At 62.6% G+C, this 16,900-nt stretch carries 17 protein-coding genes; 12 read left to right on the top strand and 5 right to left on the bottom strand.

What is annotated here, in order from left to right; all coding sequences use genetic code 11:
* Positions 1-36: 36 nt before the first annotated feature.
* The gene (locus CYG48_RS09755; protein ID WP_118850209.1) at positions 37-813 is read right to left on the bottom strand and encodes a 3-hydroxybutyrate dehydrogenase; all 777 of its coding nucleotides are present in this window, start codon (positions 811-813) and stop codon (positions 37-39) included.
* A 190-nt stretch (positions 814-1,003) separates the two neighbouring features.
* On the opposite strand from CYG48_RS09755, the gene glpK reads away from it, so the two are divergent.
* Both glpK and CYG48_RS09745 read left to right on the top strand, forming a co-directional pair.
* Positions 1,004-2,497, top strand: a complete 1,494-nt coding sequence (gene glpK, locus CYG48_RS09750; RefSeq protein WP_118850208.1) for a glycerol kinase GlpK — start codon at positions 1,004-1,006, stop codon at positions 2,495-2,497.
* A gap of 100 nt (positions 2,498-2,597) precedes the next feature.
* Positions 2,598-3,890, top strand: coding sequence for a D-alanyl-D-alanine carboxypeptidase (locus CYG48_RS09745; RefSeq protein ID WP_118851582.1), 1,293 nt, complete (start codon positions 2,598-2,600; stop codon positions 3,888-3,890).
* Here the strand turns inward: CYG48_RS09745 and CYG48_RS09740 are convergent.
* A complete protein-coding gene (locus CYG48_RS09740; RefSeq protein WP_118850207.1) occupies positions 3,887-4,441 on the bottom strand; it encodes an SH3 domain-containing protein in 555 nt (184 codons plus the stop codon). The two genes, CYG48_RS09745 and CYG48_RS09740, sit on opposite strands and share 4 nt — an antisense overlap.
* 120 nt (positions 4,442-4,561) lie before the next feature.
* Positions 4,562-5,269: a glutathione S-transferase N-terminal domain-containing protein gene (locus CYG48_RS09735; protein WP_118850206.1), complete on the bottom strand. Its 708-nt coding sequence runs from the start codon at positions 5,267-5,269 to the stop codon at positions 4,562-4,564.
* Positions 5,270-5,408: 139 nt separating this feature from the next.
* Between CYG48_RS09735 and CYG48_RS09730 the strand changes: the two genes are divergently transcribed.
* The 7 genes from CYG48_RS09730 (at position 5,409) to map (ending at position 11,549) form a co-directional block, all read left to right on the top strand.
* Positions 5,409-5,798, top strand: a complete 390-nt coding sequence (locus tag CYG48_RS09730; RefSeq protein ID WP_118850205.1) for a YciI family protein — start codon at positions 5,409-5,411, stop codon at positions 5,796-5,798.
* Positions 5,795-7,042, top strand: a complete 1,248-nt coding sequence (locus CYG48_RS09725) for an RNA polymerase sigma factor (RefSeq protein ID WP_118850204.1) — start codon at positions 5,795-5,797, stop codon at positions 7,040-7,042. The genes CYG48_RS09730 and CYG48_RS09725 overlap by 4 nt, the downstream gene beginning before the upstream one ends.
* Positions 7,043-7,146: 104 nt before the next feature.
* Positions 7,147-7,617 carry an SRPBCC family protein gene (locus tag CYG48_RS09720; RefSeq protein WP_118850203.1) on the top strand — a complete coding sequence of 157 codons (471 nt, stop codon included), beginning with the start codon at positions 7,147-7,149 and terminating at the stop codon, positions 7,615-7,617.
* 148 nt (positions 7,618-7,765) lie between these two features.
* On the top strand, positions 7,766-9,241 hold the full coding sequence (locus CYG48_RS09715; protein WP_118850202.1) for a sensor histidine kinase: 1,476 nt from the start codon (positions 7,766-7,768) through the stop codon (positions 9,239-9,241).
* Between the two features lie 3 nt (positions 9,242-9,244).
* Complete coding sequence (locus CYG48_RS09710) at positions 9,245-9,601, top strand: response regulator (protein ID WP_118850201.1); 357 nt, start codon at positions 9,245-9,247, stop codon at positions 9,599-9,601.
* Between the two features lie 107 nt (positions 9,602-9,708).
* Positions 9,709-10,776: an LLM class flavin-dependent oxidoreductase gene (locus tag CYG48_RS09705; RefSeq protein ID WP_118850200.1), complete on the top strand. Its 1,068-nt coding sequence runs from the start codon at positions 9,709-9,711 to the stop codon at positions 10,774-10,776.
* Positions 10,777-10,793: 17 nt separating this feature from the next.
* A complete protein-coding gene (map, locus tag CYG48_RS09700; RefSeq protein ID WP_118850199.1) occupies positions 10,794-11,549 on the top strand; it encodes a type I methionyl aminopeptidase in 756 nt (251 codons plus the stop codon).
* Between the two features lie 25 nt (positions 11,550-11,574).
* Here map and CYG48_RS09695 read toward each other — a convergent pair whose 3' ends face one another.
* Positions 11,575-11,790 (bottom strand): hypothetical protein, encoded by a 216-nt coding sequence (locus CYG48_RS09695; RefSeq protein ID WP_118850198.1) that lies wholly within the window; start codon positions 11,788-11,790, stop codon positions 11,575-11,577.
* 211 nt (positions 11,791-12,001) lie between these two features.
* Between CYG48_RS09695 and CYG48_RS09690 the strand changes: the two genes are divergently transcribed.
* Positions 12,002-13,177 carry a YbfB/YjiJ family MFS transporter gene (locus tag CYG48_RS09690; RefSeq protein ID WP_118850197.1) on the top strand — a complete coding sequence of 392 codons (1,176 nt, stop codon included), beginning with the start codon at positions 12,002-12,004 and terminating at the stop codon, positions 13,175-13,177.
* A gap of 144 nt (positions 13,178-13,321) precedes the next feature.
* Positions 13,322-14,599 (top strand): peptide antibiotic transporter SbmA, encoded by a 1,278-nt coding sequence (sbmA, locus tag CYG48_RS09685; protein WP_118851581.1) that lies wholly within the window; start codon positions 13,322-13,324, stop codon positions 14,597-14,599.
* A gap of 426 nt (positions 14,600-15,025) precedes the next feature.
* Here sbmA and CYG48_RS09680 read toward each other — a convergent pair whose 3' ends face one another.
* Positions 15,026-16,012, bottom strand: coding sequence for a polysaccharide deacetylase family protein (locus tag CYG48_RS09680; RefSeq protein WP_118850196.1), 987 nt, complete (start codon positions 16,010-16,012; stop codon positions 15,026-15,028).
* Between the two features lie 216 nt (positions 16,013-16,228).
* Here CYG48_RS09680 and CYG48_RS09675 point away from each other — a divergent pair, with 216 nt between their 5' ends.
* Entirely contained in the window at positions 16,229-16,900 is a 672-nt protein-coding gene (locus CYG48_RS09675) for a tetratricopeptide repeat protein (RefSeq protein WP_118850195.1), read from the top strand.

The following is a 16,900-nucleotide window of genomic DNA, read 5'->3' as shown; positions in this document are numbered from 1 at the left end:
CTGCCGTTGCCGGCTACAAACTATCAACCGCTGACATTACTGCGCGGTCCAGCCGCCGTCTATGGAGATATGTGTGCCCGTCACGCTCCTGGCAGCATCGCTGGCAAGATAAATGGCCGCGGCAGCCACTTCCTCAATGGCGACGAACTCCTTGGTGGCCTGCAACCGCAGCATGACTTCGTCCTTCACCTGGGCTTCGCTGATGCCCTTTTCGCGGGCCTGGTCCGGGATCTGCTTTTCCACCAGCGGGGTCAGCACGTAGCCGGGGCAGATGGCGTTGACGGTGATCCCGGTTGCGGCAAGCTCGAGGGCCGCGGTCTTTGTGAGGCCCATGATGCCGTGCTTGGCCGCCACGTAAGCCGATTTGAACGGCGAGGCGACAAGCCCGTGGGCCGAAGCGACATTGATGATGCGTCCCTTGCCGCTTGCCTTCATGAGCGGGATCGTGTGGCGCATCGTATGGAATGCCGATGACAAAAGAATGGCGATCAGCTGATCCCACTTCTCCGGAGGAAATTCTTCGATCCGCGCCACATGCTGGATGCCGGCATTGTTGACGAGCACGTCGATCGTGCCGAAGCGGTCGGCCGTCGTCTTGATCAGGTCCTCGATCTCGGCCGGCTTGGTCATGTCCGCCGCGTGGTAGAGCACTGTGCCAGAGCCGAGGCTGTCGAGGTCCTTGCGCGCGGCTTCGATCGCGTCAGCATCGCCGAAGCCGTTGATGACGACATTTGCGCCGTCAGTGGCGAAGGCTTTCGCGATTCCAAGCCCGATGCCTGAGGTTGAGCCGGTAACGACGACCGTTCTCGCCATTCTGAAAATCTCCCTGCGGGCGGTGTTCTGTTGCGCCGCACCTCGGCGTGCAGGTTATGCCCAAACCGGGCGGGCTGGCAATCCGCCCGTCGGCGATCGGTGGTTGTGCCCCTGCTCGCAATTTCGTTTGACCCTGTTGTTTCCATCTGCTCAAACGACGCAAAACGCTGACGATCATGGGAGGAACGGCATGGCGGGTTATGTTCTGGCAATCGATCAGGGGACGACCTCGACCAGGGCGATCGTCTTCGACGGCGAGATGAAGATCGTCGGCATCGGCCAGAAGGAATTCACCCAGATCTTTCCGCGTTCCGGCTGGGTGGAGCATGACCCCGAAGAGATCTGGGACACGGTGCTTTGGACCGTCAAGCAGGCCTTGAAGGAGGCCAAGCTTAAGGCCACCGATATCGCTGCCATCGGCATTACCAACCAGCGCGAAACCGTGGTGGTATGGGAGCGCGACAGCGGCAAGCCGATCCACAATGCCATCGTCTGGCAGGACCGTCGCACCGCAAGTTATTGCGAGAAGCTGAAGCGCCAGGACCTCGAAAAGCTCTTCACCCGCCGCACCGGCCTGCTGCTCGACCCATATTTCTCAGGCACCAAGCTTTCCTGGATGCTCGCCAACGTCAAAGGCGCGCGGGCGAGGGCGGCCAAGGGCGAACTTTGCTTCGGCACCATCGACACCTTCCTCATCTGGCGTCTGACCGGCGGCAAGAGCTTCGTCACCGATGCGACGAACGCGTCGCGTACGCTGATCTACAATATCGGCAGCAACGAATGGGACGAGGACCTGCTGGAAATCCTGCGCATCCCCGCCGCCATGCTGCCGGAGGTAAAGGATTGCGCTGACGACTTCGGCGTTACCGACGAGAGCCTGTTCGGCGCAGCGATCCCGATCCTAGGTGTCGCCGGCGACCAGCAGGCGGCCACGATCGGCCAGGCCTGCTTCGAACCGGGCATGATGAAATCCACCTACGGCACCGGCTGCTTTGCGGTGTTGAACACCGGCGTCGACATGGTGCGCTCGAAGAACCGCCTGCTGACGACAATCGCCTATCGCCTGGACGGCGAAACGACCTATGCGCTCGAAGGCTCGATCTTCATTGCCGGCGCCGCGGTGCAATGGCTGCGCGATGGGCTCGGCATCATCGAAAGGGCGAGTCAGTCCGGTGACTTGGCGGAAGACGCCGATCCTCAACAGGAAGTTTACCTCGTGCCGGCCTTCACGGGTCTCGGCGCACCGCATTGGGATGCCGAGGCGCGCGGCGCGATCTATGGCCTGACGCGCTCGACGGGCCCCGCCGAACTGTCGCGCGCCGCGCTTGAGGCTGTCTGCTACCAGACCCGCGACCTGCTCGATGCGATGCAGAAGGACTGGCGCTCCTATGACGGTGATACCGTGTTGCGCGTCGATGGCGGCATGGTCGCTTCCGACTGGACGATGCAGCGGCTCTCCGACCTCCTCGACGCACTGGTCGACCGGCCGACGATCCTCGAAACCACGGCACTCGGCGCCGCCTGGCTTGCCGGCTCGAAGGCCGGTGTCTGGCCGGACCGCAAGGCCTTTGCCAAGAGCTGGGCGCGCCAGCGGCGCTTCGAACCGCAGATGGACGAGAAGACCCGGGCAGCGAAGATCCGCGGCTGGAAGGATGCCGTGAAGCGGACGCTGACAGCACGCTAGAGCGATCCAAGCTCAAGAAAATCAAGTGAAAAACGGGTGGCGCCATTTTCGCACCACCTTCGATGCCCTATTGTGCGCTCGACTTCACAAAGGGTTCATGATGTTTCGGATTTCGAAGATCGTCGCATGTTTGCTCGTGCTGAGTGCAACCCTGGCCTTCGGGCGGGCCGCTCAAGCCGGCTACGCCCATTTCATCTACGACGTGAAGACGAACCAGGTCCTGGCCTCCGAAAATGCCAATGAGCTGAACCATCCGGCGTCTCTCACCAAGATGATGACGCTCTACATGACCTTCGAGGCGCTCAAGGCACGCCGCATCGCCTGGGACCAGGACATCCTCATCACACCGAACGCTGCGTCGAAGATCCCGTCGAAGCTCGGCGTTCCCGCCGGCCGTACGATTACCGTGCGCGAGGCGGTGGAGGCGATGATCGTGCGCTCCGCCAATGATGCGGCCGCTGCCATGGGCGATTTCCTCGGCGGCACGGAAGAACAGTTCGGCCAGATGATGACCCGCAGGGCGCGCCAGCTCGGCATGAGCCGCACGGTGTTTCGCAATGCTTCGGGCCTGCCGGATGATGCCCAGGTGACGACAGCCCGCGACATGGCGGTCCTGGCGCTCGCGCTGATCCGCGATTTCCCTCGCGAATACCAGCTGTTTTCCATGCGCAACATGGAGTTCCGCGGCAAGCGCCTGCGCGGCCACAACAACCTGATGTATCGCTATCCCGGCATGGATGGGGTCAAGACCGGCTATATCAAGGCTTCCGGCTTCAACATCGCAAGCGCGGTGACGATCGACGGGCGCCGGGTCATCGGCGTGGTGATGGGCGGCAAGACGGCCCGTGCCCGCGACGACCGCATGGCGGCTCTTCTCGACCAGTATGTTCCGAGCAACCGCCTTTCGGTGGATGGCGCGCTTGTCGCGGCACAGGAGCAGAAGCAGACGGCCGAGCAGCCGGCGCCTCTCGCCTTTGCGACAGCGCCACGCAAGCAGATCACGATGAACCCGGGTTCCGCCGCCGGACAGCCGGCCCGTGCATCAATCGCCAATCTTTATGCAGCGCCGAGCCAGGGCGTGCCGCCGAAGAACCTTCCGCCGCAGAACCCGCAGGTAGCGGCCGTCACGCCCATTGCACCCCAGGCGCAGGAATCGCTCTGGCGGGTCCAGATCGCGGCCGGCATCACCAAGGCCTCGGCCGTCAACATGATCGACAAGGCGATCAGCCTGCTTTCCGGCTTCAACAGCGTTTCTCCGCTGATCGAGGCGGCCACCTATAACGGCAAGCAGGCCTATAACGCCCGCCTTGCAGGTTTTGCCGATCGTGAGACGGCAACCCGCGCCTGCAGCGTGCTGCAGGCAAAATCGATGAACTGTTTCGTGGTTCGCTAGTCGATCAGTTCGCCGGGATAGACGCCCCAGAGCAGCGTCTGGTCGATGAAGCCCCACAGGTGCCTGTCGCGCAGGCTGACGCGGCACCAGTTCCCGTCGCAATCGAGAATGTCGAGGCGGACCTTCGGCGACAGCCTGGCGATCATCCGTGCTTTGGGTCTTGGACGCTCGTTCAGGGCCGCCGGCTGGTCAAGCCACGGTCCGACGACGGCCGTGCGCTTGCTGGACAGGAGCGGCGCGAGCATCCATCCCGTCGCGCCGTCCTGGTCGCGCACGCGCCGCCAGTTGCCGTATTCCTCGGTGATCTCCATCGGCAGGCCGCGCGCGGAATAGACCCATTTCGTCGGATAGTCGGTGGAGGGGCCGACCCGCATGTTGGCTCGCTCCGACCTCAACGACACAAAACGTGGAATGGGGAAGCCCGTGACGCGGCCCTTCGGCCATGAGGCGTTGAAGGCAGGCTTCTTGTGCTCGTCGGATTTGGCCGCCAGTGGGTTGGCAAGGAGGGTGAGCGCGACAAGCGCAGACGCAAATACAGAAAGGCTCTTCATCGATCCGTCGCAGTTGCAGGCCGGCTTGCATCGCCGGCTCCGGATCGGACATGGCCTTCCGTTGGTTAAGAATGTGTTGACGCTATGGCCTGGCGCCAACACGTCATTCTCACGATGCCGTCAGGCCGGGCGTTTGGGAATTTCCAGGCCACGCTGCACAGCAGGGCGGGCAAGGCCGCGTTCCAGCCACTTCGGCACGTTCTTCAACTGGTCGTATTCCACCAGTTCACCGGCGCCATAAAAGCCGATCAGGTTGCGAACCCAGCCCAGCATGGAGATGTCGGCGATCGTGTATTCGTCGCCCATGATCCAGTCGCGGCCTTCAAGCCGCGTTTCGAGCACGCGGATGATGCGGTGGGATTCCTTAGCGTAGCGGTCGCGCGGGCGCTTGTCCTCGTATTCGCGGCCGGCAAACTTATGGAAGAAGCCGAGCTGCCCGAACATGGGACCCAGGCCGCCCATCTGGAACATCACCCACTGGATGGTCTCATAGCGGCGGGCGGGGTCGGTCGGCAGCAGCTTGCCGGTCTTCTCGGCGAGGTAGATCAGGATCGCGCCGGATTCGAACAGCGCCAGTGGCTTTCCGCCCGGGCCGTTCGGGTCGAGGATCGCGGGGATCTTGCCGTTCGGGTTGAGGGACAGGTATTCCGGCCCCCAGGTCTCGTTCTCGCCGATATTGATGAAATGCGGCTCGTAGGGCAGGCCGATCTCTTCCAGCATGATCGAGACTTTGACGCCGTTCGGTGTCGGCGTCGAATAAAGCTGCAGGACATTCGGGTCCTGCGCCGGCCACTTGGAAGTAATGTGGAAAGCGGAAAGATCGGCCATCGTTTGTCCTTCGAGCGGAAATGTTCCCGGAACATATAAGCATGCCCGGCGCACCCGCCAGCGGCCCTCCGAGAATTTATTGATGCAGCCTGTCGGGTGAGCCGCTAGGCTTTCGTCTTCCACTCAAGAGGAGGCGACAATGCTTTATGCGATCCTGTGTTATGCCCATGAGGAAACCGTCTTTGCCTGGTCCAAGGAGGAGGAAGAGGCGGTCATGGGCAAGCTCATGGAAGTCCAGGAGCCGTTGATGAAGGCCGGCAAGCTCGGTCCCGTCGGCCGGCTCATGCCGACCACGGCGGCGACCACGGTGCGCAAGGGCAAGGAAGAGCCGCTCGTGCTCGACGGGCCCTTTGCGGAGACGAAGGAAGTGCTGCTCGGCTTCTACACGATGGAAGCAGACACGCTCGACGAGGTCGTCGCTTTCTCCAAGAAGCTCTCGGAGGTCAATCCCGGCTCCTCGTCTTATGAAATCCGGCCCTTCTATGTGTTCCACCCGAACGAGCTGGGCAAACGCGAGACTTCGACATGACCGACATTGCCTGGATCGAACTTGCCTTGACGGCGGCCCGCCCGCAGGCCGTCGGCGCGCTCCTGCGCTACTTTCGCGATCTCGATACCGCGGAAGAGGCCTTCCAGGAGGCCTGCCTGCGGGCGATCCGGACATGGCCCGAAAAGGGCCCGCCGCGCGACCCGGCGGCATGGTTGATCTTCGTTGGCCGCAACAGCGGCGTTGATGCGATCCGCAAGCGCGCCAGGAACGAGCCGCTGCCGGAGGAAGAAGCCTTTTCGGATCTCTCCGACGCCGAGGGCGACATGGCCGACCGGCTGGATAGTTCGCATTACCGCGACGACATCCTGCGGCTGATGTTCATCTGCTGCCATCCGGACCTTCCCAACACGCAGCAGATCGCGCTGGCGCTGCGCATCGTGTCCGGCCTGACGGTACCGCAGATCGCCCGCGCCTTCCTTGTCGGCGAAAGCGCGATGGAGCAGCGCATCACGCGCGCGAAGGCGCGTGTCGCCAAGGCCGGCATACCCTTCGAGACTCCGGGAGCTGCCGAGCGGGTGGAACGGCTCGGGGTCGTCTCCTCGATGATCTACCTCGTGTTCAACGAAGGGTATTCCGCCGGCATCGTCAATCCGGATAGTGCTGCCTTCTGCGACGAAGCGATCCGGCTCGCCCGCCTGCTGCTGCGGATCTTCCCCGGCGACCCAGAACTGATGGGTCTGCTTGCGCTGATGCTGCTGCAGCATTCGCGGGCCGCCGCGCGCTTTGATGCGGCCGGCCAGATCGTGCTTCTCGAAGACCAGGACCGGACGCGCTGGGACCGCAAGCTGATCAACGAAGCACTGGCGCTTCTCGACAAGGCGATCCGTCACCGGCAGCCGGGGCCATACCAGGTGCAGGCGGCGATCACCGCGCTGCATGCCCGCGCTCCGAGCGCGCAAGAGACCGATTGGCAGGAGATCGTCCTGCTCTACGACCTGCTGGAACGCATCCAGCCGTCCCCGGTCGTATCTCTCAACAAGGCTGTGGCGGTTTCCAAGCTGAAGGGCCCGGATGCCGGGCTTGAACTGCTGGAACCGCTTGCCGAACGGCTGCAAAGCTATTTCTATTTCCATGGCGTGAAGGGCGGCTTGCTGATGCAGGCGGGGCGGAACCGCGAGGCGCGCGACGCTTTCGACCGGGCGATCGCGCTTGCCAATTCGCCGGCCGAATGCGCCCATATCCGCCAGCAGATCGACAAGTTGAGCGTCGCCGAACCGCTCTGACCGCTTGCTGCGAAGAAAACTGCCGGCGGTTGTCGGACGTCGCCTGCGTCACGCGTCCTCAGGTTCGTAATCACCACCAGCATCAATGCGAAGGGAGACGGAACATGACCGCATCAAATCCAAGATATTCGCTGCAGATCGTGCGCGAGATGGACGTATCGCCCGAGAAGCTGTTCAAGGCCTGGACAACACCGGAGCGCATGGGCGAATGGTTCTGCCCGAAGCCCTGGAAGGTGACCGAGGCCCGCCTCGATGTTCGTCCGGGCGGCTCGAACTATATCCTGATGGAAGGCCCGGATGGCGAGAAGGCGCCGAACTATGGCGTGTATCTCGAGGTCGTGCCGAACCGGAAGCTCGTGATGACCGACGCCTATACCAGCGCCTGGGTTCCGTCGGAGAAACCCTTCATGACCGCCGTGGTGGAGTTCGAAGACCTCGGCAACGGCCGCACGCGTTATGTCGCGACCGCGCTCCACTGGACGGAAGAGGACATGAGGGCCCATGAGGAGATGGGCTTCCACGAAGGTTGGGGCATTGTGGCGGGCCAACTCGAAGAGATCGCCAAGACCTTCTGAGCTCAACCGAAATCTGCACGACCTGCGACTTTGATTCAGCCGGAGCCATGAACCGGCTGAATTCCTTCGGTTCTTGGTTTCGGGCAATGGACTTGGAAGAAGCGCGTCCTACATTGCTCGCCAGTTTCGTCCAGAGCTGGAGCATCGTTTGGCAGCCGACACACCGCAGAACCAGACATCGCAGTTCCCGAATGGTGGAGGCCATACCGGCGAACTCATCCGGTCCTTCGACTGGTCGAAGACGCCGCTCGGGCCGATCTCCAGTTGGCCGGAAAGCCTGAAGACTGTCACCAACATGCTGTTGCAGTCACCGGTGCCGATCGTGCTCCTGTGGGGCGAAGACGGCATCATGATCTACAATGACGCCTATTCCGGTTTTGCCGGCGGTCGCCATCCGCAGCTCCTCGGCTCCAAGGTGCGCGAAGGCTGGGCGGAGATTGCCGACTTTAACGACAATGTCATGCGGGTCGGGCTGTCGGGGCGCACGCTTGCCTACGAAAACCAGGAGCTGACGCTGATCCGCCACGGCAAGCCGGCACCGGTTTGGATGAACCTCGATTATTCGCCGGTCATGGACGAAAGCGGCAAGCCGGCCGGCGTGATCGCCATCGTGGTGGAAACCACCAAGCAGGTCCTGGCGCAGCGGCAGCTGCGCGAAAGCGAGGAACGGTTCCGCGCGCTGACCAGTGCCACGTCCGACATCATCTACCAGTTCAGCGCCGACTGGAAGGAAATGCGCGCGCTCGATGGTCGCGGGCTTTTGAGCGACACCGAGCGCCCGACGATCAACTGGCAGGAAACCTACCTACTGCCGGAAGACCGGCCGGCGGTCCTGGCGAAGGTCGAGGAAGCGATCCGCACCAAGAGCGTCTTCCAGCTCGAGCATCGCGTCCGGCAGGCCGATGGTGGTCTCGGCTGGATGTTGTCCCGCGCCGTGCCGATCATGGACGAGAAAGGAGAGATCGTCGAATGGTTCGGGGCGGCGACCGATACGACCGAGAGGCGGCAGTACGAAGAGCATCTCCGCTTGGTGGTCCATGAGCTCAACCACCGGGTCAAGAACAACCTGGCGATGACCCAGGCCATCGCGGCGCAGACCTTCCGCGGCGATATCGACCTCAAGGAAGCACAGAACCGCTTCGCCTCGCGCATGGTGGCGCTGGGCCAGGCGAACGACCTCCTGACCGGAGAGCGCTGGGTCGGTGCCTCGCTGGGCGGTGCGATCGAACAGGCGATCAAGCCGCATGCGCCGGATGACGGACGCTGCACCGTCGAAGGCGACGAGGACGTCAAGCTGTCGCCAAAAACCGCGCTTGCCCTGACGCTTGCCATGCATGAGCTTGCGACGAATGCGCTGAAATACGGCGCGTGGTCGAACGGCGAGGGCCGGGTCGATGTCCGCTGGTCGACAGGGAACGACGCCGAAGGCAAGCGACGCCTGCGGATCGAATGGCGCGAAAGCGGTGGGCCGGAGGTGCAGCCGCCGGCGCGCCGGGGTTTCGGTTCGGTGCTGATCGAGCGCGGCCTTGCCCGCGAGATGGGCGGCACCGTGACGATGGAATACCTGCCCACCGGCCTGGTCTGCACGGTGGAGGCACCCGAAAACCTTTATGCGGAGCGGTAGCGCATGCCACTCCGCATCCTCGTCGTCGAAGACGAGATGACAATCGCTTTGATGATCGAGGACATGCTGATCCAGCTCGGGCATGAGGTGGTCGAGCTGGCCATGCGCCTGCCGCGGGCCGAGGAACTGGCGCGCCAAGCCGCCTTCGACCTCGCCTTGCTCGACGTCAACCTCGATGGGCGCAAGTCCTTCCCCGTGGCCGATATCCTTTCCGCGCGCGGCATCCCGTTCGTGTTTGCCACCGGTTATGGCGCAAGTGGGCTGGAGAATGGCTATTCCCATTGCCCGGTGGTTACCAAGCCGTTCATGATGGAAGACCTGAAGACAGTGATCGACAGCCTTCCTCTGCCGCGCGCGTAGTGGCCGGACCTATCGAATATTTCGATCTGCCGGTTCGAGAGAATGCGGTTTGTGCATAAAGCGGGTCGTCCCTATCTGAGGGGCACCCCACGAAACGGATCTATGCCATGGAACTCGGACTGCATACTTTCGGTGATGTCGATGCCGCTGCCGCCAACAAGGGCGCGGAAGGCGCTCGCCGCATCAAGAACCTGCTCGAGGAGATCGAACTCGCCGACCAGGTGGGGCTCGATGTCTTCGGGCTCGGCGAGCACCACCGGCCGGATTACGTGATCTCCTCGCCTGCCACCGTGCTGGCCGCCGCTGCCGCCCGGACCAAGAACATCCGCCTCACGAGCGCGGTGACGGTCTTGTCTTCGGATGATCCGGTGCGCGTCTTCCAGGAGTTTGCGACGCTTGACCTCATCTCGAACGGCCGGGCGGAGATCATGGCAGGCCGGGGCTCCTTCATCGAGTCCTATCCGCTGTTCGGTTACGACCTCGGCGACTATGATCAGCTGTTCACCGAAAAGCTTGACCTGCTGCTGGCGCTGCGGGAACAGGAGGTCGTCACCTGGTCCGGCCAGACCCGCGCGCCGATCAACGGGCGCGGTGTTTATCCGCGGCCGCTCCAGGATCCGCTTCCGGTCTGGATCGCCGTTGGTGGCACACCGCAATCGGTTGCCCGTGCCGGCGCCATGGGGCTGCCGCTCGCGGTCGCCATCATCGGCGGCGAATATCCGCGCTTTGCACCGTTCTTCAATCTCTACCGCGAGGCGGCACGCAGGGCAGGGCATGACCCGGCGACGCTGAAGACCAGCATCAACGTGCATGGCTTCATCGCCGATACGACCGAGGCCGCTGCCGACACATTCTACGGCCCGCAGGCGGAGGTGATGAACCGGATCGGCCGCGAGCGCGGCTGGGGTCCCACGAACCGGGCGCATTTTGACCAGGCGCGCTCGCCGCTCGGCAATCTCTTCGTCGGCGAGCCGGAACTGGTGGCGGAAAAGATCATCGCCGCGCACAAGGTGTTCGGCATGGATCGCTTCCTGTTGCAGATGGCGATCGGGCCCATGCCGCATGACCAGATCATGCGCGGGATCGAGCTCTACGGCACGAAAGTCGCGCCAATCGTCAGAAAAGAATTGACGGGCTCGGCCGATGGCGCGAAACCGGCCGCGCTGACGAACTAAGAATTGCAAGGCATGTCATGGTTATCACCACCGAAAACGAACTGGCGAAGCTGAAGGAAATCGGCCGCCTTTGCGCACAGGCCGTGGAAACCATGGCCAAGGCGCTGGAGCCGGGCATCACCACCCGTGAACTCGATGACATCGGCCGCAAGCTTCTCGAAGACAATGGTGCGCAGTCGGCGCCCGAGACCTGCTATCAGTTTCCGGGCGCGACCTGCATCAGCGTCAATGAGGAAGTGGCGCATGGCATTCCGGGCGACCGGGTGATCCAGGCAGGTGACCTCGTCAATATCGATGTTTCTGCGGTGAAGGACGGCTTCTACGGTGATACCGGCGCCTCCTACGCGGTCCCGCCGGTGACGCGCGAGGTCGAAAAACTTTGCCGCGACGGCCGCCGCGCGCTCTGGACCGGCTTGCAGCAGGTGAAGACCGGAAAACCGATCGCCGGCATCGGCAATGCGATCGGCGCGTTCGCCAAGAAGAACCGCTATACGTTGATCACCAACCTTTCGAGCCACGGCATCGGCCTGACGCTGCATGACGAGCCGAAGGAGATTCCGACATGGCCGGACCGCAGCGAGCGGCGGGTGATGGAGGAGGGGCTGGTGTTCACTGTCGAGCCGTTCCTGTCGCTTGGCGCGGAATGGGCAGAGGACGGTGGCAACGGCGACGTCTGGACACTTTACAGCGATCCTCGCGCGCTCACCGTGCAATACGAACACACGGTGGTTGCGACCCGCAACGGGCCGCTGATCCTGACATTGGCTGCTTAAGGTGAAGGTGGGAGCGGGCTGAGGCTTAGCTCAGCTTGTTCTTCTGCGCGGCGATCTCTGCACTCCGGTAGAAGGCGTCGACGCGTTCTTCATTGAGCTGGTTGAGGAGTTGGCGCATATGGACGCGCGCTGCGCTCTCCATCAACTGGGCAAATGCCGCATGGCCAATCGCATCAGCTTTGAGAAGCTGGGCGATCAATGGATCGTTCAGGACTTCGCTGATCGATAGGTCACGTTCCATGGGCAATCCTCCGCCATCACCATGACGACAGGCGTAGAGTGCGCTTCATTCATGTCAGGAACAAGACGAAAGTCGCATTGCGGCGCATCAATTCGTTTCCGCAGCGCGACTCCTTCGAGCGATGGTAATCCGACGATCCTATCAGCGTCGTTCAACCAGCGATGAGATTTGCTGATTTGCCCTTCACGACGCAGGCTTGCATTATGCCGGGATGCTTCAACAGACCTGCCGAAACCATCGCCCGCTGCTGATCGGCCTTTCCGGCACCATCGTCATGGCGAGCGCCATGGGTTTTGGACGCTTTGTCTATACGCCGATCCTGCCCGGCATGATGGTCGGTATCCCGATCAGTGCCGCCAATGCCGGGTTGATCGCGGCCGGCAACTTTGGCGGATATCTCGCAGGCGCCATCCTCTCGGCTTATGGCTGGGCAGCGGGGCGGGAGCGCAAGGTGGCGCTTTGGGGGCTGCTTGCAAGCGCGCTTCTGCTGTTTGCCATGGCCGCGACGACATCGGTCGCGGCCTTCATCGCCATCCGTTTCCTCGCCGGCATGGCGAGCGCCCTGTCCATGGTGTTTGCGTCATCGCTGGTGCTGCCTTACGCGGCCGAGCGGGAAGAGGTGAACATGTTGCATTTCGGCGGGGTGGGGGTCGGCATTGCCTTGTCCTCCGCCCTTGTGTTCGGCATCAACATGATGGCCGGTGACGGCGCGCATGGCTGGCGCACCGAATGGATCGCCAGTGGTCTGGTTGTGCTCCTCGCGCTGGCCTTGGCGGCATGGCTTTTGCCCCGGCAGCCGACCGGCGCCGCAAGCCGACCCGAGCCGCAACTCGTTTGGCGGCTGCCGCTTGCGCTGCTGACGCTCTCCTACACCTTCTTCGGCTTCGGCTATGTGATCACCGCGACCTTCCTCGTCACGATCGTGCGGATGGCCAGCGCCGGGCCGTTGATCGAGTTCCTCGCCTGGTTCGTGACCGGCATCGCGGCAGCCGCATCGCTGGTCGTCTGGCGGCCGGCGGCAACGCGCATGGGGTTTGCCTGGACCTACGTCGTGGCGATGGGGCTTGAGGCGATCGGCGTGCTCGGTTCAGTGATGCTGCCGCCGATTGCCGGCGCACTTGTCGGCGGGCTACTGCTTGGCGCGACCTTCATGATCATCACGTCCTATGGCCTGCAACTTGGCCGGCGGCTGTCGCCCGACAGCCCGCGCCGGGCACTTGCGATCATGACCGCGGCCTTCGGGACCGGCCAGATCATCGGGCCGCTGGTGGCCGGCTGGGTGGGGCAGGCGAGCGGCAGTTTCACCCTGCCGACGGTGATGGCGGCGGTGACCCTTGTGGTCGCTGTCCTGCTTTCCGTTCCGGTGGCGCGGCTCACGCGGGAATAGCACGTGGTTTCACGGGAATAACCCGGGGTTACAATTGTGTAACATTTTGCGGCAGTTATTGCCCGGCATTATGATCTGCCATAGTTTCCTGCGACTTCATGCGCAATGGTTCGCGCGTTCGAACCTCAGGAAAGCCGACGCTCCGTGTTCCACTCTTTCTTTCCTCGTCCCAAACTCTTCTTCACAACTGCGGCGATCTGGGCGGCCATCGTGGTCGCCGTCTGGTATGCGGGCGGTTATAACCTCGGCAGCCTGATCGGGCTGCCGCCGGATGCGCCAGGTGCCGAACCGATCATCGGCTTCACAGTCTTTCTCTCGCCGCCGTTCCTGTGGTTCTACATCTACTTCACGATTGCGGTGGCGCTGTTCTACGCGTTCTGGAACTTCTATTCGCCGCATCCCTGGCAGCGCTGGTCCATCCTGGGCTCGGCGTTGATCCTCTTCATCGTATACTTCCAGGTGCAGGTCTCGGTCGCCGTCAACAACTGGTACGGCCCGTTCTGGGACTATGTGCAGGGGATCATGTCGAAGCAGACGACGAGCACCGTCGAAAACTTCTATGAACAGGTCGGCAGCTTCGCCTGGCTTGCTCTTCTCGGCATGAACGTGTCGGTGCTCAACGCCTTCTTCGTCAGCCACTGGATCTTCCGCTGGCGCAACGCGATGAACGACTACTACATGGAGCACTGGCCGAAGCTGCGGCATATCGAAGGTGCCTCGCAGCGTGTGCAGGAAGACACGATGCGCTTCTCGCAGATCATGGAAGGGCTAGGCGTCGCCTTCATCGACTCCATCATGACGCTGATCGCCTTCATGCCGGTGCTCGTGAGGCTATCGGCCAACATCACCGAACTGCCGATCGTCGGCGCCATTCCGCATCCGCTCGTTTCGGCGGCGATCTTCTGGTCGATCTTCGGAACGGTCTGCCTCATCATCGCCGGTTACCGCCTGCCGGGCCTGCAGTTCCGCAACCAGCGCGTCGAGGCGGCCTACCGCAAGGAACTCGTTTACGGCGAAGACCATGCCGACCGCGCCCAGCCGGCGACAGTGCGTGAGCTGTTCGACCGGGTGCGGACGAACTACTTCACGCTCTACTTCCACTACGTCTACTTCAACGTGGTGCGCTATTCCTACCTGCAGGCAAACGGCATCTTCTCGCTGCTGATCCTTGGGCCGTCCATGGTTGCCGGCAGCGTTTCGCTCGGCGCCTTCAACCAGATCAGTTCCGCCTTCGGGCAGGTGTCGAGCTCGTTCCAGTTCCTCGTCAATTCCTGGTCGACGATCGTCGAGTTGATCTCCGTCCACAAGCGCCTTCGGGCGTTTGAAGCGGCCATCTACGACGAGCCGCTGCCGGATATCGACCAGCATTACCTGGAGCGCGAAGCGGTGGGTGGGGAACTGGAAGCCGACCGGCCGACCTGATCGAGGAAAATCAAGACAGCAGTTTTGGCCGCGCCGGATCGTCACCCCGGCGCGGTTTTGCGTTTGTGGCCTCTGTTCCGGAGTGTCTGAGCACCGGAATGTTGGCCTTGGGAATGGGGCAGGCGGGTATTCGGGTATTGGGGGTATCAGGTTTTGCCTGCCCCGGCTGTTCTGGCGGTTTTCGGAGGATTTCCGAGCCCTCGTCGACCGCTTCAAACAACCATCACCGGAACCGAGCCTTTCGACCCGAACAGTCTGCCGGTTCGCGAACCCGGTTTCCCATCCGATGACGAGAGCAATTATGCGCGTCCGCCGAGGGGCGTGGAAAACCAGCAGATGATGCGATGGTTAAGTGCTTGATGCAGCGACGAAGGTTCTTTTGCGGAGGGCGAAATTGTCCACGCCCCCTCCGTTTCGTTTCCGAGGTCAGAGGCCGGAACCGGCAGCCGGTTTAGCGCGATCGCCGATGAGACTGACAGCCTCGCTATAGGTGACGCAGGCAACATCGGCCATTCCACAGACCTCCGTCACCAGCCGCTCCATCGCCCGCCAATAGGCGCCGCCGTTCATCTCGACGAAGTGGAAGCCGAGTTGCAGCGGGATCCGGTCGCCGGCATATTGCTTGTCGAATGCGGCGCGGAAGGCGGAATAGGCGCGGGATTCAAACTCCGCGGATTTGCTCAGGTCGTCGAAGCCGCCGGAATGGCGGACGAACAGATTGTAGTCCATGCCGATCAGTGGACGGGCCGATGGCCCCTCGGGAATGAGCGGCAGGCCGAAGCGGATGATGCCCTCCTTTTTCTTCGGCATGGCAGGGCCCTTGGTGACGAGGCTCGCGTCATAGGTGAAGCCGGCGCGCTTTTCGGCCGCGACCAGCCCGGCGCTGGTGGAGAAATAAGGTGCGCGGAAGCCGCGAATCTCGTTGTCGATGAAGTCCTGCCAGCCGTCGGGCTCTTCATTCGCTGCTTCGTTTGCCTTCCACGCGTCCTTCAGCACGCTGCGAAAGGTGGCCATCTCCGTCGCCCAGTCTGCAACCGACCAGTTCTTGCCGTCGAAGTGGCCGCAGGTATGGCTGGCGATCTCATGGCCTTCGCCGCGCGCCTGCCAGACATGGGTGAGGCGCGCGCGTGCTTCCGCCTTGTCCACGGCAAAGCCGATATTGGAGCGGCCAAGCTTGCCATGCGGCGCGCGGTATTGCTTGGCGTCAGCGCGGGCGATCACCAGCGTGCAGGAGAGGAAATAGGTGAAGCGGGCATTGGTTTTTGCACCGAGGTCGCGGCTGCGCTGCCAGAGCTTGTTGTCGCCGGCGCCATCAAACGAAATCATCACCAGTTGCTTGGGCTTGTCCTGCGCGATCGCCTGGGTGGAGATGGCGGCAAGACAGAGGGCAAGGGCGGCGAGGGGGGAACGCATGGGAGGCACCTGATTGATACGCGAAGGCTGCCTTCTTCTGGTGACGGAATAAGGCGAAGCTTTGAATGGAACGAAAAAAGGCGCCTCCTAGCCTCATGCCGGTTAACAAGCTTTGCCAGATTTGCCAGAAGGGCCTTACATCTCAGGGAAAATAAGCTAGAAGGCGCTTTTCCACGTGATGGGCCGCGTGCAGACCAGTTGGGGCCGGAGTTCTTGATGGCAAATAGCGACGACAGTTTTATTCGCGAAGTGAATGAGGAACTTCGTTCCGACCAGATGAAATACGCCTGGAGGCGATTCAGGCCCGTCGTGATTGCCGTTGTCGCGCTTGTCGTCGGTGGTGCCATCGCCAAGGAAGGCTACCAGTACTGGCAGACGCATAACTCCTCCCAGTCCGGTGACCGGTTCCTGGCGGCGCTGACGCTGGCGAACGAAAACAAGCCGGACGAGGCGCTCGCCGCCTTCGAAGCGCTGGCCAAGGATGGCACGGGCGCTTATCCGGTGCTCGCGAAGCTGCGCGCTGCGACGGTTCACCAGGCCAAGGGCGACAACGCCGCCGCGATTGCCGCTTTCACGGAAGTGGGCAATGACGCAAAGGCGCCGCAGGCAATGCGCGAGCTGGCCAAGATGCGTGCTGCATGGCTGCTGATCGATACCGGCAGCTATGACGAGGTTGCCGCGCAGGTGCAGGCCATGGCCAATCCTGGCAATCCGCTGGCCGCTTCGGCTCGCGAGGCGCTTGGGCTTTCCGCTTACAAGGCCGGCGACTTCAAGAAGGCCAAGGAGTGGTACCAGCAGATCGCCAATGATGCGGCCACGCCGCGCAACATCGCCAACCGCGCCCAGATCATGCTCGACAACATCGCCTCTTCGGGCAAGGCACCCTAA

It is taken from the genome of Neorhizobium sp. SOG26 (genome assembly GCF_003491345.1).
Taxonomy (GTDB): Bacteria; Pseudomonadota; Alphaproteobacteria; order Rhizobiales; family Rhizobiaceae; genus Neorhizobium; species Neorhizobium turbinariae.
The sequence above is the reverse complement of the archived record's forward strand: the minus strand, read 5'-3'. Positions and strand labels throughout refer to the sequence as shown.

What these genes read in the sequence shown, in the direction of transcription:
- CYG48_RS09735 (WP_118850206.1), bottom strand. Translation starts at nt 5,269, where the DNA reads ATGGCCGATCTTTCCGCTTTCCACATTACTTCCAAGTGGCCGGCGCAG.
- CYG48_RS09745 (WP_118851582.1), top strand. Translation starts at nt 2,598, where the DNA reads ATGTTTCGGATTTCGAAGATCGTCGCATGTTTGCTCGTGCTGAGTGCA.
- CYG48_RS09675 (WP_118850195.1), top strand. Translation starts at nt 16,229, where the DNA reads ATGGCAAATAGCGACGACAGTTTTATTCGCGAAGTGAATGAGGAACTT.
- glpK (WP_118850208.1), top strand. Translation starts at nt 1,004, where the DNA reads ATGGCGGGTTATGTTCTGGCAATCGATCAGGGGACGACCTCGACCAGG.
- CYG48_RS09710 (WP_118850201.1), top strand. Translation starts at nt 9,245, where the DNA reads ATGCCACTCCGCATCCTCGTCGTCGAAGACGAGATGACAATCGCTTTG.
- CYG48_RS09755 (WP_118850209.1), bottom strand. Translation starts at nt 813, where the DNA reads ATGGCGAGAACGGTCGTCGTTACCGGCTCAACCTCAGGCATCGGGCTT.
- CYG48_RS09730 (WP_118850205.1), top strand. Translation starts at nt 5,409, where the DNA reads ATGCTTTATGCGATCCTGTGTTATGCCCATGAGGAAACCGTCTTTGCC.
- CYG48_RS09725 (WP_118850204.1), top strand. Translation starts at nt 5,795, where the DNA reads ATGACCGACATTGCCTGGATCGAACTTGCCTTGACGGCGGCCCGCCCG.
- CYG48_RS09680 (WP_118850196.1), bottom strand. Translation starts at nt 16,012, where the DNA reads ATGCGTTCCCCCCTCGCCGCCCTTGCCCTCTGTCTTGCCGCCATCTCC.
- CYG48_RS09705 (WP_118850200.1), top strand. Translation starts at nt 9,709, where the DNA reads ATGGAACTCGGACTGCATACTTTCGGTGATGTCGATGCCGCTGCCGCC.
- map (WP_118850199.1), top strand. Translation starts at nt 10,794, where the DNA reads ATGGTTATCACCACCGAAAACGAACTGGCGAAGCTGAAGGAAATCGGC.
- CYG48_RS09740 (WP_118850207.1), bottom strand. Translation starts at nt 4,441, where the DNA reads ATGAAGAGCCTTTCTGTATTTGCGTCTGCGCTTGTCGCGCTCACCCTC.
- CYG48_RS09695 (WP_118850198.1), bottom strand. Translation starts at nt 11,790, where the DNA reads ATGGAACGTGACCTATCGATCAGCGAAGTCCTGAACGATCCATTGATC.
- CYG48_RS09720 (WP_118850203.1), top strand. Translation starts at nt 7,147, where the DNA reads ATGACCGCATCAAATCCAAGATATTCGCTGCAGATCGTGCGCGAGATG.
- CYG48_RS09690 (WP_118850197.1), top strand. Translation starts at nt 12,002, where the DNA reads ATGCTTCAACAGACCTGCCGAAACCATCGCCCGCTGCTGATCGGCCTT.